This is a genomic window from Paenibacillus sp. J31P316 (genome assembly GCF_056269105.1).
Genome location: NZ_JBWDNI010000009.1, coordinates 1 through 21,778, shown reverse-complemented (window position 1 = coordinate 21,778; position 21,778 = coordinate 1). Strand labels below are relative to the sequence as shown.

General features: G+C 55.1%; 21 protein-coding genes and 1 riboswitch. Of the genes, 6 read left to right on the top strand and 15 right to left on the bottom strand.

Annotated features, from left to right (window positions below; genetic code table 11):
- Positions 1–193: 193 nt before the first annotated feature.
- Entirely contained in the window at positions 194–1,489 is a 1,296-nt protein-coding gene (locus tag AC0YNU_RS22350) for an ammonium transporter (RefSeq protein ID WP_475760770.1), read from the top strand.
- A gap of 162 nt (positions 1,490–1,651) precedes the next feature.
- Here AC0YNU_RS22350 and AC0YNU_RS22345 read toward each other — a convergent pair whose 3' ends face one another.
- From AC0YNU_RS22345 to metA, 10 genes are all read right to left on the bottom strand, one after another.
- Complete coding sequence (locus AC0YNU_RS22345) at positions 1,652–2,029, bottom strand: hypothetical protein (protein ID WP_475760768.1); 378 nt, start codon at positions 2,027–2,029, stop codon at positions 1,652–1,654.
- A 289-nt stretch (positions 2,030–2,318) separates the two neighbouring features.
- A complete protein-coding gene (locus AC0YNU_RS22340; RefSeq protein WP_475760766.1) occupies positions 2,319–2,447 on the bottom strand; it encodes a hypothetical protein in 129 nt (42 codons plus the stop codon).
- Positions 2,448–2,532: 85 nt separating this feature from the next.
- The gene (locus tag AC0YNU_RS22335) at positions 2,533–3,060 is read right to left on the bottom strand and encodes an RNA polymerase sigma factor (RefSeq protein ID WP_475760763.1); all 528 of its coding nucleotides are present in this window, start codon (positions 3,058–3,060) and stop codon (positions 2,533–2,535) included.
- 113 nt (positions 3,061–3,173) lie between these two features.
- A complete protein-coding gene (locus AC0YNU_RS22330; RefSeq protein WP_475760761.1) occupies positions 3,174–3,764 on the bottom strand; it encodes a 3D domain-containing protein in 591 nt (196 codons plus the stop codon).
- Positions 3,765–3,852: 88 nt separating this feature from the next.
- Positions 3,853–5,790, bottom strand: coding sequence for a threonine--tRNA ligase (thrS, locus tag AC0YNU_RS22325; RefSeq protein ID WP_475760760.1), 1,938 nt, complete (start codon positions 5,788–5,790; stop codon positions 3,853–3,855).
- A 399-nt stretch (positions 5,791–6,189) separates the two neighbouring features.
- Positions 6,190–7,176 (bottom strand): putative sporulation protein YtxC, encoded by a 987-nt coding sequence (locus AC0YNU_RS22320; protein WP_475760759.1) that lies wholly within the window; start codon positions 7,174–7,176, stop codon positions 6,190–6,192.
- A gap of 335 nt (positions 7,177–7,511) precedes the next feature.
- Entirely contained in the window at positions 7,512–8,645 is a 1,134-nt protein-coding gene (mqnC, locus tag AC0YNU_RS22315) for a cyclic dehypoxanthinyl futalosine synthase (protein WP_475760757.1), read from the bottom strand.
- Positions 8,646–8,815: 170 nt separating this feature from the next.
- Entirely contained in the window at positions 8,816–9,988 is a 1,173-nt protein-coding gene (locus AC0YNU_RS22310) for an aminotransferase class I/II-fold pyridoxal phosphate-dependent enzyme (RefSeq protein WP_475760755.1), read from the bottom strand.
- A 5-nt stretch (positions 9,989–9,993) separates the two neighbouring features.
- The gene (locus AC0YNU_RS22305; RefSeq protein ID WP_475760753.1) at positions 9,994–11,154 is read right to left on the bottom strand and encodes a PLP-dependent transferase; all 1,161 of its coding nucleotides are present in this window, start codon (positions 11,152–11,154) and stop codon (positions 9,994–9,996) included.
- 54 nt (positions 11,155–11,208) lie between these two features.
- A complete protein-coding gene (metA, locus tag AC0YNU_RS22300) occupies positions 11,209–12,126 on the bottom strand; it encodes a homoserine O-acetyltransferase MetA (protein ID WP_475760751.1) in 918 nt (305 codons plus the stop codon).
- A 193-nt stretch (positions 12,127–12,319) separates the two neighbouring features.
- Positions 12,320–12,427: riboswitch (SAM riboswitch) on the bottom strand.
- A gap of 501 nt (positions 12,428–12,928) precedes the next feature.
- On the opposite strand from metA, the gene corA reads away from it, so the two are divergent.
- Entirely contained in the window at positions 12,929–13,864 is a 936-nt protein-coding gene (gene corA / locus AC0YNU_RS22295) for a magnesium/cobalt transporter CorA (protein WP_475760749.1), read from the top strand.
- 110 nt (positions 13,865–13,974) lie between these two features.
- Here the strand turns inward: corA and AC0YNU_RS22290 are convergent, their stop codons facing one another.
- Entirely contained in the window at positions 13,975–14,628 is a 654-nt protein-coding gene (locus tag AC0YNU_RS22290; RefSeq protein WP_475760747.1) for a metal-dependent hydrolase, read from the bottom strand.
- Positions 14,629–14,701: 73 nt separating this feature from the next.
- Complete coding sequence (locus tag AC0YNU_RS22285) at positions 14,702–15,967, bottom strand: MFS transporter (RefSeq protein ID WP_475760745.1); 1,266 nt, start codon at positions 15,965–15,967, stop codon at positions 14,702–14,704.
- Between the two features lie 191 nt (positions 15,968–16,158).
- Between AC0YNU_RS22285 and AC0YNU_RS22280 the strand changes: the two genes are divergently transcribed.
- The 3 genes from AC0YNU_RS22280 to AC0YNU_RS22270 all read left to right on the top strand — a co-directional run bounded on the left by AC0YNU_RS22280 (position 16,159) and on the right by AC0YNU_RS22270 (position 19,024).
- The gene (locus AC0YNU_RS22280) at positions 16,159–17,061 is read left to right on the top strand and encodes a LysR family transcriptional regulator (protein ID WP_475760743.1); all 903 of its coding nucleotides are present in this window, start codon (positions 16,159–16,161) and stop codon (positions 17,059–17,061) included.
- A 14-nt stretch (positions 17,062–17,075) separates the two neighbouring features.
- A complete protein-coding gene (locus tag AC0YNU_RS22275) occupies positions 17,076–17,885 on the top strand; it encodes a histidinol-phosphatase (RefSeq protein ID WP_475760741.1) in 810 nt (269 codons plus the stop codon).
- Positions 17,886–18,112: 227 nt separating this feature from the next.
- Complete coding sequence (locus tag AC0YNU_RS22270) at positions 18,113–19,024, top strand: EamA family transporter (protein WP_475760739.1); 912 nt, start codon at positions 18,113–18,115, stop codon at positions 19,022–19,024.
- On the opposite strand, the gene AC0YNU_RS22265 is transcribed toward AC0YNU_RS22270, so the two are convergent.
- Complete coding sequence (locus AC0YNU_RS22265; protein ID WP_475760737.1) at positions 18,989–19,855, bottom strand: DUF695 domain-containing protein; 867 nt, start codon at positions 19,853–19,855, stop codon at positions 18,989–18,991. The genes AC0YNU_RS22270 and AC0YNU_RS22265 overlap by 36 nt on opposite strands.
- 244 nt (positions 19,856–20,099) lie before the next feature.
- Between AC0YNU_RS22265 and AC0YNU_RS22260 the strand changes: the two genes are divergently transcribed.
- Complete coding sequence (locus AC0YNU_RS22260) at positions 20,100–20,408, top strand: winged helix-turn-helix transcriptional regulator (protein ID WP_475760735.1); 309 nt, start codon at positions 20,100–20,102, stop codon at positions 20,406–20,408.
- A 107-nt stretch (positions 20,409–20,515) separates the two neighbouring features.
- Here the strand turns inward: AC0YNU_RS22260 and AC0YNU_RS22255 are convergent, their stop codons facing one another.
- Together AC0YNU_RS22255 and AC0YNU_RS22250 are read right to left on the bottom strand one after the other, a co-directional pair.
- Positions 20,516–21,403, bottom strand: coding sequence for an NAD-dependent epimerase/dehydratase family protein (locus AC0YNU_RS22255; RefSeq protein ID WP_475760733.1), 888 nt, complete (start codon positions 21,401–21,403; stop codon positions 20,516–20,518).
- Positions 21,404–21,578: 175 nt separating this feature from the next.
- A partial coding sequence (locus AC0YNU_RS22250; RefSeq protein WP_475760731.1) for a hypothetical protein occupies positions 21,579–21,778 on the bottom strand: 200 nt, incomplete at its 5' end.

Here is a 21,778-nt window from a genome sequence, read left to right as displayed (position 1 = left end):
ATTGAAGCATGAATGGTACCGTAATGGATCGCGGTTTCCATGCTGATCCTAACTGCAGGGGAGCGCTTCCAATTCGGTGTCACATCTTGTCACTTCATTCGTTGACATAACTAACACAGCGCTTATATAATGGGTTTCGGACTAGGTTCGGGATACAAAACCTAACATGAAAAATAGACAGGGGATGGAAATAATGGATGTAGCAGCTCTCTCCGTCGGGTTGAATACCATTTGGGTCGTTTTGACGGCCGCAATGATTCTCCTGATGGAAGGCGGCTTTGCACTGCTTGAGGCTGGTTTCGTCAGACAGAAGAACGCGGTCAGCATCATTATGAAGGTTTTCGTAGACATCACGTTCGGCGCACTCGTCTTCTACTTTCTCGGCTTCGGACTTATGTACGGCAAAGATGCCGGCGGCTTGATCGGCACATCCGGCTTCTTGCTGCGGGGAGACTTATCCCACATTCAATTGAATATATCGAACGAGACGTACTGGCTGTTCCAATGCGCTTTCGTCATCGCCGTCATATCCATCGTATCCGGGGCAGTCGCGGAGCGCATCCACTTCAGAGCGTATATCCTGTATGCCATCGCGATGACCGGCCTAATCTACCCGGTCGCTGGCCACTGGGTATGGGGCGTCGGCGGATGGTTGGGCAAGCTGGGCATGATCGACTTCGCGGGTTCCGCCGTCATCCACGCATTAGGCGGATTCGCCGCGCTGGCAGCCGCGATTTTCATCGGGCCGCGGATCGGGAAATTCACTCCGGATGGCAAAAGCAACATCGTCCCTCCTTCGAATCTCCCGCTCGCTTCCGTCGGCGCGTTCATTCTCTGGTTCGGCTGGTTCGGCTTCAACTCCGGCAGCACCTTGAATGCTACGAGCGGTTCAATCGGACATATCGCGGTCACGACCATGCTGTCAGCGGCAGCAGGCGGTGCCGGGTGCATCCTGTTCACGATGTTTCGCTACAAGAAAGCCGACCCTCCGATGGTTATCAACGGCTCCTTGGCCGGACTCGTCGGCATTACGGCCGGCTGCTCGTTCGTTCCGGACGGGGCAGCCATGCTGATCGGCGCTGTCTGCGGAATCGTAATGGTATTGGTCACGGAACTGCTCGAGAGCAAAGGAATCGACGATCCGGTCGGCGCCTTCGCGGTGCATGGCGCCAGCGGTTCGCTAGGCACGCTGGCAGTCGGCCTGTTCGCGAAGCCGGAATTGGTCAAAGGCGTCGGCATGGAGTATTCCGGCCTGTTCTACGGCGGCGGCTTCCAACTGCTCGGCGTGCAGGCGCTAGGCCTCGTCATCGTAAGCGTCTGGGGCTTTGCGCTGACATGGCTCGTGCTCCTGCTGATCAAATGCATCATGCCCGTCCGCGTCTCCAAAGACGAGGAATTGATCGGACTCGACGTCGGCATACACGGCGTACCCGCTTACAACCAGGATCATGATTTCTTGGATGTCGAGCAATTGAAACCGCGTCAATAATCCGGCTTTTCTAATGCCTCCATTGTAAAACAGGGACTCCCACCTGTTAGCGGTGGAGGCTTTCTCATCCTAATGGACGCAAAAAAACCGCCCTCATGGAAGGCGGCCGGATTGCTCACTCTATTGTTGTTTTTATTGTTGTTTTATTGTTCATTTTAATTGTTAATTTAGTTCGTCTTCCATCTCACTGGACACGGTGATGATTTCCGACGGATCGGATGTATTCAATATCGCGCGCGCCTGCTCGATTTCAAGTCGAAGCAGACGTACCTTTTCCATCGGCCGCTTGACGTAATGTATGTATTCGACGGCCACATGATGCGCAGGCTTCTTGCCTGACAGGAGGCGCCGAAGCGTCGACATGGATTGATAAGTACGTTCTTCCTGCAAACGGCGTCTCTCGTAGCGCTCCACCATTTGTTCGATTTCCGCGATCTCTTGTTCTCTCTTGGCGATATAGGTGCTTAGGAAGGGAATGACTTCCGCAGCCTTGCGATGTTTCAAACGAGAAGGCGGGATGTATGAAATAGGATCCGTCATAATAATGCCTCTCTCCTCGCATGCATGTCATGTATAGTTACAAGAACTATCTTACATGATCATCTTTCGTTTGAAAACCATTTTTTAATTGAAAGAAGTGGCAAATATTTGACGATGATGTCAGATCCTATAACACGAGGGCCATTTTGGCTTTGAATCCTTCCAGCATGCCGCCTCATTCCGCAGATGAGCAAATGATCCATCCAAGCCGACCAGTCCGATCAAGCCGATGACAAAATAAAAGAGGGACCGCTTCAGGGTCCCTCTTCTAAGCCGCTGGCGGCTATCGTTATTTTTCCGCTTTTTGCGAAGCGGCTTTCGTCGATGCGTTTGCTGCGTTTGATGCGTTCTCCGATGCAAACTCAGCGTTGTATTTGGATTTCTGTGCGGTAAATTTATTGTTTTTGTTTTTCGCCATTGCTGCTCACCTCCCGTACGTCACTTAGTATGGCAGGTCGGCAAGGCGTTTATGTAAGCAGAAAGAAGGGAAACGATACGTTTTCTTAATTGGACATCCACTGCCGCAGCCGGTGTTTGGTACGGTGAATCCGCGCTTTGATCGTACCTATGGGCACCTGCCACGCCGTGGCGATTTCCTGATCCCTGTACCCATAATAGAACTTGTACAGGAGCAGTGCGCGCGTTCGGGAATCGAGCGATTCCAGCAGCTCTCGAATCTCCAGCATGATCCGCTGCTCGTCCCGGCGGCAATACAGCTCTTCCGCTCCGGGATCGCGATCGCCGAGCGGATAGGTCCTGCTCGACTGCTTATTGATGGTCCTCGCCGTATTAGCCGTTATCACCTTGGCCCAAGCATCCAGCTTATCGCGTTCCCGAAGCGTCTCATGCTTCGTCAAAATGCGCACCCATGCTTCTTGTACCGCATCTTGCGCATCGGATTGATTGCGCACGTTCGACATCGCCACTGCGATCATCTCGTTGTAAAGCTGCAGCAGCTTGTCCTCCATCAGGTCGAATTTTGGCGATGCTACACCGTTCGTTTGGTCTATCGGACCCTGATCGCCATTCATTAATAACCGCCCCCAGTTACTAAATGATAACGTTTACATTTATTGTAGCACAGCAATTCCGTAAAAAAAAGAGAAGGTTCAACAAGGATCGTCAAACCTTCTCGTAGGCCTTCCTAGGACTCCAGCAGGGATAGCGGCAATGTCTTCTCCGCGGTGACGGCCTCGTTCAGCTTGGTCACCCTGGCCTCGGTTAATTTACCGTTGCCCCGTTTCAACACGTATACCGTCACCTTGCGTTTGCCCCATTGCTTGAATACCTGTTTCCTCGTTTCGAAATAGAGGTCGATCTTCCTGCCTTTAATCGCCGAGCCCGTATCCGCTACAATACCGTAGCCGTAGCCCGGTATATACAGCACCGTCCCGATCGGAAACACCTTCGGATCCGCCGCGATCGTCGAGACGAAGCTACGGCGCACCTTGACGCCGGAATAGGTGATCCCGTATAGCGGATGCCCTGGCCGCTTGCCGGTGGACTCGACGCCCGCCGTATAACCGGTTGCGGTAACTTGCATATGATGAAGGTTTTTTGTCGATTCGGATGACATCGCCGAGATCACGAACTCTTCCTGCTTCCCGGCATCGGGATGCTTCTTGTCAACGGAGCTGGTCGCCCTGCATTCGTCGGGCAATAACTGGCCGAACAACAGCAGCGCTGCTACGCATGACAATAATAGGCGATGAAGCGATAAAAAGCTTGTCGTCATTAGGGTTTGTAAGCCTCCTTAACACGAAGGATACCCTATGACGACAAGCTTTATGCGGCGCGGTAATGCGCCCTATCCTTAACTATCGTTAGATTTGCTTCGTTGCGATTTCGTTCTGCAGCAGCGCGATCAATTCCGCCACCGGCTTCGAACCAAGGTCTCCTTCGCCGCGCTTGCGCACGGATACGGATTCCGACTGCGCTTCGTTCTCGCCGACGACGAGCATGTAAGGCGCTTTCTCCAGCTGCGCTTCCCGGATTTTATAGCCGAGCTTCTCGTTGCGCAGATCGGATTCGACGCGAATGCCAGCCAATTGCAGCTTCTCTTCAAGCTCGCGCGCATAGCCCTCGTATGCGGTCGATACCGGAATGATCTTCGCTTGAATCGGCGAGAGCCAGAGCGGCAGCGCGCCAGCGAAGTTCTCGAGCAGGAATGCGGTCATACGCTCCATCGTGCTGATAATACCGCGGTGAATAACGACCGGGCGGTGTTTCTTGCCGTCGTCGCCGACGTACTCCAGCTCGAAGCGCTCCGGCAGCAGGAAATCCAGCTGTGCCGTGGATAGCGTTTCTTCCTTGCCAAGCGCCGTCTTGATCTGGACATCCAGCTTCGGCCCGTAGAACGCGGCTTCGCCTTCCGCCTCGAAGAACGGCAGGCCCAGCTCCTCGACAACCTCGCGCAGCATGCGCTGCGACATTTCCCACATCTCGTCGTTTTGGAAGTACTTCTCCGTATCCTGCGGATCGCGGTACGACAGACGGAAACGGTAATCCTTGATGCCGAAGTCCTCGTAGACCTGACGAATCAGGCTGATGACGCGGCCGAACTCTTCCTTGATTTGATCCGGGCGGGCAAAGATATGCGCATCGTTGAGCGTCATCGCACGCACGCGGTGCAGGCCTGTCAGAGCTCCAGACATCTCGTAGCGGTGCATCGTGCCGAGCTCGGCGACGCGGACCGGCAGATCGCGGTACGAGCGCATCTCGCTCTTGAACACCATCATATGGTGCGGGCAGTTCATTGGACGGAGCACAAGTTCCTCGTTATCCATGACCATTTTAGGGAACATGTCCTCGCTGTAATGCTCCCAATGGCCGCTCGTCTTGTACAGCTCCACGTTCGCCAGTACCGGCGTATACACGTGCTGATAGCCCAAGCGCTCTTCGAGATCGACAATGTAACGTTCCATCGTTCTGCGCACGCGCGCGCCGTTCGGCAGCCAGATCGGCAAGCCTTGACCCACTTCGCGGGAGAACGTGAACATTTTCAACTCGCGTCCGAGCTTGCGGTGATCGCGCTTCTTCGCTTCCTCCAGGAAGTGCAGATGCTCGTCGAGCTGCGCTTTCTTCGGAAACGCCGTTCCGTAAATGCGCTGCAGCATTTTGTTCTTCGAATCGCCGCGCCAGTAAGCGCCGGCAATGCTCAGCAGCTTGAACGCCTTGATACGGCCGGTGGACGGCAGATGCGGTCCGCGGCAAAGGTCGAAGAACTCGCCTTGGTCGTAAATGGTAAGCTGCACGTCCTGCGGCAAGTCGCGAATCAGCTCGAGCTTAAGCGGATCGTTGATTTCCGTGAAGATCGCGATCGCTTCGTCGCGGCCTACGACGCGGCGGCGGATCGGCAGGTCTTCCTTGACGATGCGCTCCATTTCCTTCTCGATTTTCTCGAGATCCTCGGCCGTCAGCGTCTCGTCCATATCGATGTCGTAATAGAAGCCGTCCTCGATGACCGGACCGATGCCGAGCTTCACGTTGCGCTCGGGGTACAGCCGTTTGATCGCCTGCGCCATCAAATGCGCCGTGCTGTGACGGTACACCTCGAGGCCATCGGCGGAATCCAGCGTAACGATCTCAAGCAGAGCATCCGCTTCGATCGGCGTATAGAGGTCGACGACTTTCCCGTCCACCTTTCCTGCGATTGCGTTCTTCCGCAGACCCGTGCTAATGGAACCCGCTACGTCTTCGATCGTCGTGCCTTGCTCGTATTCCCGGACTGCGCCGTCCGGCAGCTTCACTTGAATGCTCATGATCTTCGTTCCTCCTGAACGGAAAAGTTATTTGCTGCGGACTTGCGCGCCCAAATAAAAAAGCACGCATCCCGCGAAGGGACGAGTGCTTGTAAATGACCCGTGGTTCCACCCTAGTTCAATCGGCGGGCCGTACAGCGCCAAGCCGATCCTTGTAGACGTTCGGTAACGGAAACGATCCGGTGCAGCTTACCGCCAAGTCCATGCCTGGTTTCAACTTCACAGCTACGAAGGGGTATATCAGCGCTGCAGCGCGAGGAAATTTCAGCCGGGTTCCCTCTCTCTGGACCGTGCGGGGCGATGATACATGTCTTCGTCAATGCCTTTGAATACCTTCAATTATAAGCGCTGACGGAAGGCCGGTCAAGCCTGATTCCCTAAGGCAGCGTCCGTATCCGCTTACGGGATGACATTTCGGATGCGCATCTCGCCCGCCGGCTCGGCCAGCGCTTCATTCGATTCCTCGAAATGAAGACTGCATTGGCTGCACGTGCAGCATAATCGAACCCGCTGCTCGAAGATCGTTTCCAGCGTCCGCATGACCGGCAGCTCCGGCTGCCTCGTATGGATGACGATCTGCTGCGGCGAGACGGTGATCAGCGTGCTGACGATCATATCCTCCATATTCATCTCGGATTCCAGCATTTCCGCGACGATCCGGTCGGCTGGCACCGTATCCAGCAGTTGAAATTGCTGATCGTAGAGAACGAACTCGCTTCCGCCTACATGCAGGACATGAACGATCGGCAGCTTGACTTCCTGCATCCGCACGAAATATTTCAGCAGCGAGATGAACTCCTGATACTGTTTATCCATCACGTATTCGTCGACCGCATACGCTACGACGTCTTTGAGCTCCTGCCAGTAAGCGGCCAGGCGGAACGATACGAAGCCGTCCAGGTGCAGGCGGGTATTGCCCGAGAGAAACTGCTCCAATTCGTCCGCCACTTTGCCAAGGCGCCGCTCCATGTCCGAATGCCGCATTTCTGCGGCATTCTCTTCTTCCTGCTGCGCGGAAGCGCCCGTGCCATACAATATATTGTGGCAGTAGCTCGACAACGCTTCGATCTCCGCAGCATCCTCGTAATGAAACTGTTTGCGGATAATGGCCTTCAGCAGCATCGGCTCCAGTTCGCCCAGAATGTAACGCGCGCAGGCTGCCGCAGCTTGGCGGTATATAGGCGGACCGTCCTGTGCCAGTTGAAACTTAGGCAAATCCGCCTTGCAGAGAATCGTCATGCCTGCGTAATCGGGACGCAGAAAGGCGGCTGCGTTCTCCGTGTCGGCGGCGCTATGTACATCGACGATTGCTTCGCTTAAATAACGATGAAGGCGGTCGATCGCTTCGTGAGAAGCTGAGTGCAGAGAAACGGTGAACAGTTCCATAGGCTCACTCCTAAAAGTTTTTGCGGAACGCTGGAGAGCGAATATTTGAAAAACAGTTGAGTTTGTACGGGTTTGGACGGACGAGCTTCCATGTAAACGTGCTTGAGAGCTTCCTTAACAGTATATGGTTCGGGGAAAGCAGATATACGATGTATGCTCTGCCTGCACTGGCTGTGGGTTGGGATGGAAGGCGATATCTGGTACGCCGGCGAACGATTGGTTGCAGAACCGGAAACCGCTGCGGCATTCAGCACGAGAACGACAAAAAAGCCTCCCCTCCGGGCGGATCAGATTCACCGGAGAGGAAGCTTCGTCCCCAAACCTTAAAGCAAGGTTTAGTTTTGCATAATAAAATCGTTCTGTGCTTCTTCGGATTCTGCGTACACTTTCAAAATGTCGTACTTCGTGTTCCGCTGCGCCGGAATCTTGCCCGCTTCGCGAATGATCCGCAGCGTCGAGCCGATGTTGACCTTATGCGTCGTACCGGCTGCGGAAACGACATTCTCCTCGATCATCGTGCTGCCGAAGTCGTTGCAGCCGTAGGAGAGCGTCAGCTTGCCGATCTCCGGCCCCATCGTTACCCACGAAGATTGGAAATTATCGATATTGTCGAGCGTGATCCGGCTGATCGCCAGCGTCTTCAAGTACTCTTCCGGCGTCGCTTTCTCCCGTTTCATGTTCGTGTTCTCCGGCTGGAACGTCCATGGAATGAACGCCAGGAAGCCTTTGGAGTCGTAGCCGTTCGCGATGCAATCGTCCTGCGCTTCGCGGACGCGTAGCAGGTGAAGCGCGCGCTCCTCCATCTCTTCGCCGAAGCCGATAACCATCGTCGCGGTCGCGTTCATGCCGATCTTATGCCCGGTGCGCATGACGTCCATCCAATCCGTCCACGAGCCCTTCAGGCGGCTGATCTTCCGTCTGGTGCGGTCGTCGAGAATTTCGCCGCCGCCGCCCGGAAGCGAATCGAGCCCCGCGGCGTTCAGCTCGCGGAGCACCTGCTCCAGCGACAAGCCGGACAAGGTGACCATCTTCTGAATTTCCGCCGGCGAGAAGGAATGCATCGTGATGTCGGGGAAATGCTGTTTGATTTTGCGCAGCAGGTCCAAATAATAGTTGAACGGCAAATCGGGATTAACCCCGCCCTGCATCAGGATTTCCGTTCCGCCTACGTCGATCGTTTCCTGGATCTTCTGCAGAATCGTTTCGTCAGACAGGACGTAGCCTTCCTTCGATCCCGGAGCGCGGTAGAACGCGCAGAAGCGGCAATACACGTCGCATACGTTGGTGTAGTTGATGTTCCGCCCCACGACGAACGTCGTGATCGGGTCCGGATGCTTCCGGATCATCAGCTGATTGGCGACATGACCCATTTTCTCAATTTCGTCGGATTCGAACAGCGTTACGCACTCTTCCAGTCCGATTCGTTCTCCCTGCAATGCTTTATCTAAAATGCGATCGATGTTATGCAATGCGAAAGACCTCCTTCTCTCCACATTTCCGTGTCCAAACAGGTTCAACTTATACTACCACAAACGAAATCGACCGTCATTCGGCATCCGGGCAAGCATGCCCCCGCCATGACGAAGAAAAACGCGGCTAGTCCCGCAGGACTGCCGCGCATTGCTCTATTTGCGCCGAATTAACCTTTGAGCGCTTGGTCGAGATCGGCGATCAGGTCGCCGATATCCTCAAGTCCGACCGAATAACGCAGCAAACCGTCGGAAATGCCGCGTTCATGCCGCACCTCGCGCGGCATCGCCGCATGGGACATCATAGCCGGATAAGACAAAATGCTCTCAACGGCGCCAAGACTTACCGCGACAAGCGGCAGCTTCACGCGGCTGAGTACTTCCTTCGCCCGTTCGCCGTCGCCGACGTCGAACGAGACGACCGCGCCATAGCCCTTGGACTGCTTCTCGTGAACCTCCCGGCGAGGATGGCTCGCAAGGCCCGGATAATAGACGCGCCCTACGGCAGGATGGCTGTCCAGCCATTCCGCCAGCTGGCGGGCGCTGCGCTCGCTATGCTCCATGCGCGCCTGCAGCGTCTTCATGCCGCGGATGAGCAGCCACGATTCCTGGCTGCCGAGGACGGTGCCAAGACCGTTCTGCAGCTGCTTCAGGCGGCGGGCCAGGCTGTCGTTCGCCGCGACGGCCAGTCCAGCCAGAACGTCGCTGTGTCCGCCGAGAAACTTCGTCGCGCTGTGCAGGACGATATCCACGCCAAGCTCGATCGGACGCTGATGATACGGCGTCATGAAGGTGTTGTCGAGCAGCGTAATGAGGTCATGGGATTTGGCCCACGCCGCTATTTCGCCGATATCGGTAATCTTCAGCGTCGGATTGGACGGCGTTTCCATGAAGACCGCCTTCGTATTGGAACGAAGGGCTCCCTTCACGGCGTCGAAATCCGTCATGTCCACGAACGTCGACTCGATGCCGAGACGGTTCAGGACAGTCGTCAGCAGACGGTAAGTGCCGCCGTATACGTCCTCCGTAACGATGACATGGTCACCGGTGGAGAACAGCAGGAACGATGTCGAGATCGCAGCCATGCCGGAGGCAAATGCGAAGCCTCTGACGCCGCCTTCAAGCAGTGCAATGTAATCCTCGAGCGCTTGGCGCGTCGGATTGCCGGAACGGCTGTAATCATGCACCGGCGGATTGTGAATATCATGGTGATGGAACGTCGAAGCCTGATAGATCGGCACGCTGGATGCGCCGGTATGCTCGTCGATCTCGGAGCCGAAATGGATCAGCTTCGTCGCGAATTGCGTATCCGGTTTCTTGTTATCGGAATGTTGTTCGGACATGTCGTTTACGCCTCCCCGATTTCGCTTTTGGCCGCTTCGAATGCTTGCGCCAGGTCCGCGATTAGGTCATCTTGGTGTTCGATGCCGACGGAGAAACGCAGCAGGCGGTCGTCGACGCCGATTTGCTGGCGAATCGCGAGCGGGATGTCGGCATGCGTCTGCACGGCCGGGTACGTCATCAGCGATTCCACGCCGCCGAGGCTTTCGGCGAACGCGATCAGCTTAATATGACGCAGGATTGGCTCCACGTAAGCCGCGTTCTTCAAGCGGAACGAAAAAATGCCGGTGTTGCCGGAGGATTGGCGGCTTTGCACCTCATGGCCGGGATGATGAGGAAGAGCCGGGTAATACACCTCTTCCACGGCATCATGCGCAAGCAGCCAGTTGGCGACTGTGGTCGCATTGGATTGGTGGCGCTCCATGCGCAGGGCCAGCGTCTTCATGCCGCGCATCAGCAGCCAGGAATCCTGCGGTCCCAGCACGGCGCCGAGCGAATTGTGCAGGAAAGCCATCTGCTCGGAGAGCTCCTTGCCCTTCGTTACGATCAAGCCGGCAAGCACGTCGTTGTGGCCGCCGAGGTATTTGGTCGCGCTGTGCACGATAATGTCCGCGCCAAGCTCGATCGGACGCTGGAAGAACGGCGTCAGCAGCGTATTGTCCACGATGGACAGCAAGCCTTTGGATTTGGCCCACCCGCAGACGCGCTCCAAATCCGTGATCATCATCAGCGGGTTCGTCGGCGTTTCAATGAGAATCGCTTTCGTTGCCGGCGTACAGAGCGTGTTCAGCGCATCGATGTCGTTCGTGTCCACGTAGGACGCCGTCACGCCGAAGCGGCTCATGATCCGCTCCAGGAGGCGGTATGTACCGCCATACAGGTCCAGCGACACGAGAAGATGATCGCCTTGCCCGAACAGGGAGAATACGGTCGTCAGCGCAGCCATGCCGCTGCTGCAAGCAAAGCCGGCGTCACCGGACTCCAGCGCCGCTGCTGCTTCCTCCAGCACCTGGCGAGTCGGGCTCTTGGTACGGGCGTAATCGAATCCCGTGCTTTCGCCAAGGCGCGGATGGCGGAATGCGGTCGATTGATAAACGGGGAAACTGACGGCTCCGGTGACGGGCTCTTTAATGGATCCAATTTGCGCTAAACGGCTTTCGATTTTCATGTGCTGAAGTCTCCCTCTCCTATTAAAATGGCAATTGCCGGCATAGCTTCAATCTTAAATGCCTGCTCCCAGGTCATACGGGGTTTGCTGGTACACGTAGTAGTTCAACCAGTTCGAGAATAACAGGTTCGCATGCGCGCGCCAAGTGGATCTCGGCTGTCTCGACGGATCGTCGTTCGGATAATAGTTCTTCGGAATAGCGATGTCCATGCCTTTGGCCACATCGCGGTCGTATTCCGCTTTCAGCGAAGACGGATCGTATTCGGAATGGCCCGTCACGAAAATTTGCCGTCCGTTGCGGCTAGCGGCGATGTATACGCCCGCATCCGGCGACGAGGACAGAATGTCCAGATCGTTCACCGCTTCGACGTCTTCGCGGCGGACTTCCGTATGGCGCGACTGCGGCACGAAGAACTGCTCGTCGAAGCCTCTCATCAGGGGCACTTCGCGCTTATCGACCTCATGCGGGAAGACGCCGAACATTTTGTCGGCCAGGTCGTACTTCGGAATGCCGTAGTGATGGTACAGGCCGGCCTGCGCGCCCCAACAGATATGGAACGTCGAAGTCACTTTGCGGGCGGACCAGTCCATGATGTCCTTCAGCTCTTCCCAATAGTTCACTTCCTCGAAATCAAGCGTCTCTACGGGTGCGCCAGTGATGATCATACCGTCGTAGTATTCGTGCTTGATGTCGTCGAACGTTTTATAGAAGGACTCCAAATGCTGCGCGGACGTGTTCTTGGACAGATGCGTCTTCGGATGAAGCAGCACGACTTCCACTTGCAGCGGCGTGTTGCCGATCAGTCTCAGCAGTTGAGTCTCGGTCACTTCTTTGGTCGGCATTAAATTGAGAATCGCGATCCGCAGCGGGCGGATGTCTTGATGATAGGCGACGCTTTCGTCCATGACGAAGATGTTCTCTTCGGTGAGAATGTCTTTGGCAGGCAATTGATCAGGTACTTTAATCGGCATGTCTACTCACTCCAGTCTTGTCTGTTTTTCGAATATAAGAAATGGTCAGTTATCGCGATGCATTTCTTATATTTCTAAGGGAAGAAACTTACCGCGCCGCATCAGGACGGCGACAGCCGCTTCTTCTTGTGAGGAGCGCAATGAAAAGAGCCCCACTCTGGCAGAGAGGGGCATAACTGTATCGTTCATGCGCCTCTCATCTCTCAGAAACTTAACGTTTCCGCAAGAATTAGCACCGTGCGTCTTCACGCCGGTTGCCGGGCTTCATCGGGCTAGTCCCTCCGCCTGCTCTTGATAAGAAAGCTTGCTTATTTGGTTGTAAATCAGGTTATGGGAATACTTTAAATCATTCCTCCGTTCCCGTCAAGACGCCCCTGCTCCAAGGGTCTAAAATCGCGTCACCGCGGGCTCTCGGGCGCATATGCTATACCACGCGGACACCCGCTGCTTTTGTGCTTGTATGGAAAGTCATTGTGGGAGTATACTAGACAAGGATTATGCATACTAACGCATTTATTTGAACTTATAAAGGGGTGTTTACGACTATGGAAGGCGACCCGAGGCCTGCGGACAACCGCATGGACCATGCGTGTATCCGCATTGGAAATGCGTGTTTCCGCATCGATTACCGGTATGTTGGAACGTCAGTTTGTCCGCCTGCGCTTACCCGACCTTATTCGTACGCCCGCCCCGCGATTACGCGGCCATTCGGCGAATAAGTCCCGATGAGCGTATTCGCACATGCTTCCTTCCTCATGCCGGCATCCGGGAAATACAGCTAGGCAAGAGAGGAGGAGCGCGGATGAAAATCCGTCACGTGACGCAAGGCATTTTCAAAACGATCGAGGACATCTCCACGGCAACCGTTCCGCCTGCCGAAGGCTTTTATTGGATTGATGCGGACGTCGATGATCTGAACATCTTGCAGCCGTTATTCTCGCTTCACGAGCTGGCAGTCGAAGACTGTCTGAGCGAAGAAGAGCAGCGGCCGAAGATCGAAATTCACGAAGGCCATTATTTTCTCGTCATAAACAGCATTCGATTCGATGATGAAGAAATTTTCCTGCGTGCCCTGAACATTTTTCTGGGACGCCATTATATCATTACCGTTACGAAACAGAAGATCAACGAGCTGCGTACGCTGAAGCCCATCCTGCTTCAGGAGCAGGTCAGCAGGCCGGATCACTTCCTCTACCACTTGGTCGATATCGTCGTGGACAATTACTTCCTCGTCGGCGACCGGATCGAGGTGCGCATCGAGAGCCTCGAGGAAGCGATTCTCATGCATACGAAGAAATCGCATCTGAACGAGATCATCGGTCTGCGAAGCGAAATTCTGTGGCTGAAGAAAGTGCTCGGGCCGCAGAAGGAATTGATCGCGACGCTTAATAAGAAGGACTTGAAGCTGATCGACGATCAACTCCAGAAGTACTTCAGCGATATCTACGAGAATGCCGTCAAAATCTCCGAGACATTCGATACGTACCGAGATCTGATGGGCAACTTGCGAGAGGCATACCAGTCCAGCCTGGCCAACCGAGCGAATGAAATCATGCGCGTGTTCACGGCCTTGACGACGATCTTCATGCCTCTGACCTTCATTACCGGCATCTACGGAATGAACTTCGATTACATCCCCGGCCTTCATATGCACGGCGGTTCCTATGTTCTGCTCACGTTCATGCTGCTGTTGGGATTCGGCATGTTCTTCATCTTCCGCAAGAAAGAATGGCTCTGAGATCGACATGCGCATAAGCCCCGTTGGGACCAACGGGGCTTTTCGCTATGACTCGGTATGGCCGCTTTTACGCAGCGGTTCACGTGTATGGCAGCGGATAATAGCTCCTGTCAGAGCTTGCCGATCGGCAGCTTGAACGTCTTCTTCGTCAGGGGATACAGCCATTTGACGCCGCTTGGCGTCAGCGTATCCGCGATGAGATGCGACAGATAACCCCATAACGCGACTTGCGCGATGCCGTCCACCTCGATCTGCTGCTCCAGTCCCCATCCGATCGCCCACCAAGCTCCAGCCGCCCAAATCGTATGGCTCAACCCCCGATGGTTCAACCACGGCACCCAAGCTACGAATACGCCCAAGCCGATCAACCAATTCATCCCGCCGGTGACCCCGCCGTAAAGCAGGGCCGCGCCGATCGCGCTAACCAGCGCATTGCGGATCATCCCGTTTCCGAGCACGAGGCCGAGCAGTAAAATCGCGACCGCGGCGATAGTCCATTCCGGATGCAGCACGCCTTGCATCGCATACTGCACGCCGACTGCGGCAGTAAGCGCGGCACCGCCCCACAACAGCAGTGCATGAATCGTTCTTGCTGTGCGGTTGAGCTTGCCGCTCAGCATGTTCGTACCGTCCAGATCGGCGCTGAGCGACGAGAATGCCGCCACCGCCACGTATAGGGCCGCATGCTTCGCCGTAAACGGATGGCTTGCGGCCGCCGCCGCGCCGATAGCCAGACCGATCGTCAGATGCGTCGTTCCTTTCATTATCCCATAACCCCTCTCTTGTGACTGAACCTGATGAGTGTCTTCCGTACGTGTTAAACCCTTTGCCTTTGACTTACGCTTCGGCCGCGAGCGCCTCTTCCCGTCCTTTGTCCACGTCCACATAAACCAGAATCGCAATGCCGATGATAAAGAAAGCGAGCAGTGCCAGGATGCCATACCGGCTGGAGCCCGTAATCGTGCCGACGACCGAGAAGACGAACGGCCCCGAGACGGAGGCGAACTTGCTCGATAAGCTGAGGAATCCGAAAAACTCCGCCGTCCGCGAAGGAGGCACGAGCGCGGCATAGAGCGATCTCGCCGTTGCCTGGCTTCCTCCCTGCACGAGCCCGACCATGGCGGCCAGTATGTAGAAGTGAACCGCGCTCGTCATGAAGAAGCCCAAGATGACGATCAGCATGTAGACAAGCAGCGAACTATAGATCGATTTCTTAACGCCGATTCGCGAGGCAAACTTAATGAACAGCAGCGTGCTGGGGTAGCCGACGAACTGCGTAATCAGCAGCGCGGCGATAAGATCATTCGTCTCGATCCCGATCCCTTTGCCGTAGATCGTGGCCATGATAATGACCGTGTTGATGCCGTCGTTGAAGAACCAGAAGGCAGCCATATATTTCAGCAGCTCCGGATACCGTTTCAACGTGCCGATCGTCTCTCTCACCCGCCGTATTCCGTTCTTCACAGCAGTTCCGAAGCCGGACGTCTCGCGCGCGGTTTCTTTGACATTTCGCATAATCGGCAGCGAGAAGAGAATCCACCATAAGCCGACCATGACGAAGACGGTCTGCGAAGCCGAGGTTTTCGACGGGAACCCGAGCGTATCGTAAAACATGATCATAACAAGATTAACCAGCAGCAGCAAGCCGCCGCCCAGATAGCCCATGGCATAACCTTTGTTGCTGACCTCGTTCATCGTATCCGGCGTGGAGACGCTTGGCAGCAGCGCATCATAGAACGTATTGGACGCGGCATAACCGATCGTGCCGATGACGACAAGGAAAGACGCGAACAACCAATCGCCCTCGCCGATAAACGCCATGCCGATCGAGGCTGCCGCGCCAACGATCATGAATGCCGAGAGAAACCGAACCTTCGAGCCCGCATAATCCGCAATCGCGCCAAGAATCGGGCAAAGCACGGCCACGAATATCATCGCGATCGTCTGCGTGTAGCCCCAATACGTCTCCGCGGTATTTCCTTTCAGCCCGGCGCCGGCGACATCCGCGTAGAAAATCGGCATGACGGCAGCCATAATGGTCGTAACAAATGCGGAGTTAGCCCAGTCGTACATGATCCAGCTTCTGACGGCCTTCGGGTTCATGCGATTCGCTCCTTTATGGCTTTAGGCTCATGAGTCTCACACAACCATTCGACAATTGCAGAATGAATCCTGCTGAACAATTTATGGCGCGGCGTCCCGCGACAGCGAGCTGATGCTTTGCGTTCGCCGGAATTTCATTTATAATAAGAAAGGATTGTGATAAAAATCTTTAATAGACTTGGAGGGATTCCGTGAACATTAACCAGCTTGAAACGCTGTTGACGATCTCTCGGACAATGAGTTTCCGCAAAGCCGGCGAGCTGCTGAATTTGACGCAGCCCGCTGTATCCGCTCAAATCAAAAGCCTTGAGGACGAGTTCAAGACGGTGCTAATCGATCGGAATCAGCCTGTAACGCTGACCGACCGCGGACAAGTGTTCCTTGACCACGCCGAGCGGATTCTTGCCATCGTAGAAGAATTGAAGCAGAAGCTGTCCGATCTCAGCCAAACGCCGCAGGGACATATCGTTCTCGGCACCACCTCCTCCATCGCCATACAGATTTTGCCGCGCGTGCTGTCTTATTTTCAAAATCAATTTCCGCTAATCAAAACAACCATTCACTCCATGCCCTCGTCCGGCGTCATGGCCAGCGTCGAGAACGGCAGCGTCGATATCGGCATCACGTATTTGAACGAACGGAACCCGAACGTCGAAACGTCGATCCTGTATTACGACACGTACGAGCTCGTCGTCGCGCCGGAGCATCCCATGAGCCATCTGAAGCATACGACGGTCGAATCGTTGAAGGACATACCGATGATTATGCTTTCGCCCGATACGTTAGGACGCCGGTTTTTGGATCAAATTTTCCGGAGGTTCAACCTGCAGCCCAATATCGTCATGGAGCTGTCGAGCAGCGAGGAAGTGAAACGCATGGTAGAAATCAACCTCGGCGCTGCCGTCGTTTCCAAGCTGTCCATCGCCAATGAAGTTCGCCTCGGCACGTTGAAGCGCATCAAAGTGAGCGAACTCGACATGAGCCATCCCGTCGGTCTCGTCTACAAGTCGGGACGGTATATCAATTCCGCGATGAACCAGTTTCTGAGCGATTTGAAAGGCATGCCTGAGGATCACTTCATTAGCAGTGAATAGGAGGAATAGCCTGTATGAAATTCGACCTGCATACGCATCATTTCCGCTGCGGACACGCAGATGACAATATCGAGGATTACATTCGTGCCGCGATCAAGGCTGATCTTAGCGTCATCGGCATTTCGGATCATTCCCCTTTCTTTGCGAGCGAGGAGGATCGTCCGAATCCCGGCATTGCGATGGCGAAGAGCGAATTCGTCCATTATATCGACGAGGTACAGCGGCTGAAGGCGAAGTACGAGGACCGAATCGATGTCCTGCTCGGCGTCGAATCGGACTTCTTCCCGGAGCATGCGGCGGTATATCGGGACGTCTATGCCCAATATCCCTTTGATTACATCATTGGTTCGGTGCATCAGTCGCGCGGCGTCAGCATTTTCAACCGTAATCGCTGGAAAGGCCTGTCGGAAGCCAAAAAGCAGGACGAGAAGCGCCATTATTACAAGCTGATCGGACAATCCGCACAGAGCGGCATGTTCCAGGTGCTCGGTCATATCGATGCCATGAAAGGCTACTATCCCGCATTCTCGGCTATTGAGGCGGATGAAGCAATCGACGAAGCGCTTAAGCTCATCGCGGACAGCAGCGTCTCCATCGAGATCAATACGTCGGGTTCCACGAAGGACGTTGGCGGCTGGTATCCGTCGGATGCGATCTTGGAACGCGCTTGCCATTACGGCGTTGCGGTTACGTTCGGCTCCGATGCGCATAAACCGAGCCGGGTCGGAGAAGATTGGGATCGCGTAGCGAAGCGTTTGAAGGAAATCGGTTATGAACAGTGGGTGTATTACAAAAACAAGCAGCCTGTAACCGTGCCGCTCTAAATGCAGCCGCACAATGGCCGGACAAAAGCGAATATGGCGCTGCGGCTAATTATAAACGCGCATGCGGTAAAAAAAAGCGGACCTGCACCATGCAGGTCCGTTAAAAGTATATAATCAAAAGGGGGTCTTGGTCAGTATCTTACCCCACGAATGTAATCGGACGGTAACAGGAACATTGCAGTTGTGTGACAAATTCAAACCGTGCCCGGCAGGAAGGTGACGACAACATGTGGTTTGCGGCAGCCGTCAGCAGCGCATTGCTCTTCGGGCTTGCGGGCTGGTGGATGAAAGTGTCCCAGATGCAGGGCGGTTCATCCCTTTATTTGTTTTTGGGTTTATATTTCTCGGGGGCAGCGGGCTTCGCCGTAAATGGCGCGATCGACGGCACGCTCGGAACGGCGTGGACCGACCCTCGGATATGGGCAGCGGGACTGCTCATCGGCGCCGGTTCCGCGCTTGGCAACGCGCTGTTCATGAAGGCCCTGGCGTACGGTCCGGCCAGCCTGACTTCGCCGCTGACGAACATGAATATTATCCTGGTCATTTCGCTCGGCACCTTCGTCTACGATGAACCGCTGACCGCGGCCGAGCTTGCCGGCGTGCTGCTGCTCCTTATCGCGGTCGTGCTCATCTCCATCAAAAGAAGCGGCGCCAGAACGCCGCTGCAGCCCAAATGGCATCTATACGTCAGTCTCAGCATCCTGCTGTTCGCGGTGCGCAACGGCGGCTTGAAGGTGACGGATGCCATCGGCTTGAACGGTACGCCGGTCTTATTCGCCGCCTACCTGCTTTCTTTCATCGGTTTTGCCTGGATGACCATACGTGAACGAACGCGGGTACGGTCCCTGGGCAAATTGCAGTCGATGGCCGGTGAGCGAGAGACCTTGGCCCGCATGCAGAGCGCCCCGTCGGTCGGACTGAAATGGGGACTCGTCGCTGGGCTCTTCTCCTATGCAGGCTTGCAGCTGTATGCCGCAGCGCTGCAAATGGGACAAGCGAACATTGCGGGACCGATCTTTGCCGCGAACAGTCTTGTCGTCGCGGCCGGCTCCATCATCTTCTACAGAGAACGACTGCAAGCGCTGCAGTGGACGGCTTTCGCGTTAATGTTTGCCGGCTTGATTCTGGTTCGATTGTGATTGTCCGCAAGCGAACATTCGGCGCAGCGCCGAGTAAGCGATATCCTTTCGGCGCCTGACATAGCGGCGAAACCGGTTCGCGGTCGACAGCCTCATCGTCGAGCCCCATCCGTCATATCGTCCGTCTACGCCGTCAAGCAGCCGGTGGAGATCCCGAACGCGCGCGTTGACCGTATCGAGCCGCACGTCCTCGTACTTGCTGATGACGAGCGGGTAAGGGTAATCATCCTCCGGTTTGCTTTCCTTATCCTTCTCGATAACGTAACCTTCACGCTGCAGGAGGTCCTCCATTTCGAGCCTGTCCTCATCGTCCCGAAACAGCAGCCAGTGATAGACGTTTCTCGGCTCCCCGATCTTGTCGCCCTTATGGATCAGCGCATAGATCATTTGGGCATTGTGGACGTAAAGCTCTTCGAGCGCAGTCGGCAGCAGGAACCGATAAAACTCCCACTCCGGATCGGGTTTTACGTACGACTGTGCCCGATGCGTCCAATTCTCGTCCAGCCATTTGCGGAATACCGCCCCATCCAACTGGCCTTCCTTCAGAAAATAATAAAACTCCAAGCGCGTCGCCGCATTGATGCGGCCGATATAAATTGCGTCCGCCATGTCGCTCAGCCAATGCTCCAGCTTCGATTCCAGCTCTTCGAGCTGAACGATGACCTGCCGGTTGTTGCGGCTTTGCGCGCGGACGGGATACAGGTTCACCGTCACAGATAACAGCTCCGGGTAATCCGGCAGCGGCGCCGAAGCTTTATAACCGATATTTACGAGAACGCGCATATGATCATTGCCTGTGCGCCGTTCATAAAAACCCCAATTGTCTGTCATTATGCACCTCAGTAACCGATGGTTGTCTCATTATTATAACAGTCCGTCATCTACTGCGTACTAGAAAATATTTCGGCATTAGGAACGAAGTTCAAGAAGGTGTGACAATTTATTCCTCTTACGCAGGACTTACTTTACTATAGTTGATAGAAAATAAAAAGTATTCTCTTCGGCAAGCCGAATATCCATTCCCTTTACAAATCGTCCTGTGTTACAATAGAGGAAGCGAAAGAGGGGTGATAACGTGGATTATTCCAAAATGTGCCCAAAGTACGAATGCGCAACTGAGTTGCTTGGGAAAAAGTGGACCGGATTGATCATACGCGTCCTGCTCGGCGGACCGAAACGGTTCAAAGAGATCAAGGAACAGATTCCGGAAATGAGCGATAAAATGCTGACGGACCGCATGAAGGAACTTGAGCATTGCGAGATCATTAAACGTAGTGTCTATCCGGAGATGCCCGTCCGGATCGAATATGAATTAACCCAGAAAGGGCAAGGTCTTGAGCCCGTTATCCAATCCATTCAAGATTGGGGCGAACATTGGTGCTAAGCAGCCTGGCTGCTTAAGCTTTCATAGCAAGGAAAGGGCTGTTCCCGGACGGGAACAGCCCTTTTGCCGTCATTGCAGCGCTAATCGCGACTGAGGATGGCGCTTCGCTAGCTGCGTGCGGATTCCTCGGATAGCCGGTCGATGAGCTGAGGCAGCCAATTGTCCAGCTCCCGGAAGACGAAACCTTCCGCAGCTGACTTCGCCGTACTCATCTGCCAATCGTCCGGGACGCCGAACGGCGACATATGCTCCGCTTCGGTCTCCGGCACGACGTTCGCTTCCTTGCCCGTCGCTTGCTCGATCAGCTTCACGATTCCGCCTGGAGAGATGTCCCCGTCAGAGCAAGCGTTGTACGAACCCTCTGCAGGCGAACGACCGAGCCAGTCCAGAAATTCGGCCGCTTCGTCGGCAAGTATGAACGACAGCTTCGCTTCCGGGGCGGGGATGCCGATCGGCTGCCCCCGCAAAACATGCTCAACGTGAAAATGCAGTCGACGCGTATAATCGTCCGTGCCGAGCACGATCGGGAATCGCGCCGCCGCAACGGGGAACGGAGCCTTTTGCAAGAAGACCGCTTCCACCAAACGCTTGCCCTCGCCGTAAGCGATATCCGCCGGATAGAGGTTCGGAAGCACGTACCCGTGCGCATCGAACATCGCCTCCGTTTTGCGCGGACCGCCGAACGGGTAAACGCTGAGCGTGGAAGTCACGACGTATTTGCCCACGCGACCCGCGAACAGTTTCACCGCCTCCTCCGCCTCTTGCGGCAAGTAACAAATATTATCGTATACGACGTCGTACGCCGACTGCCCCAGTGCCTGCGCGAACGTCGCCGCGTCCTTCCGGTCGGCTTGAATATGCCGCACGCGATCGCCGAACGGATTCGGCAGCCCGCCTCTCGTCAAGATCGTCACGTCATCCCCGGCGGCGATCAATCGTTCAACCAGCTTCTTGCCGAAGAATCTCGTTCCTCCGAGTACTAATACTTTGCGCATGTTTGCACTCCTCCTTCGTACTTGCGCACTCGTTGTTCGTCCTTGCGCATTCGCATATCCTATCGTATAGAATTGCGGTCACATAGTAAAGCAAAGCCCGGCTTTGGTGCCGCAGCACCAAAGCGGACACGATAAAGCTGTTCCCAAGGCGTTCGGGAACAGCTTTTCGATCTCTTCAACCTGCCGCGCAGGTTTTGCGAGTGGGTGCGACTTTGGTGCGAAGCACCACGGGAGCGCCCATCGCAAAACCGAAGCCTGACTTTGGTGCGCAGCACCACGCAAGCGCAAACGAAAAAGCTGTTCCCAAAGTATTAGGGAACAGCTTTTCGATCTCTTCAACCTGCCGCGCAGGTTTTGCGAATGGGAGCGACTTTG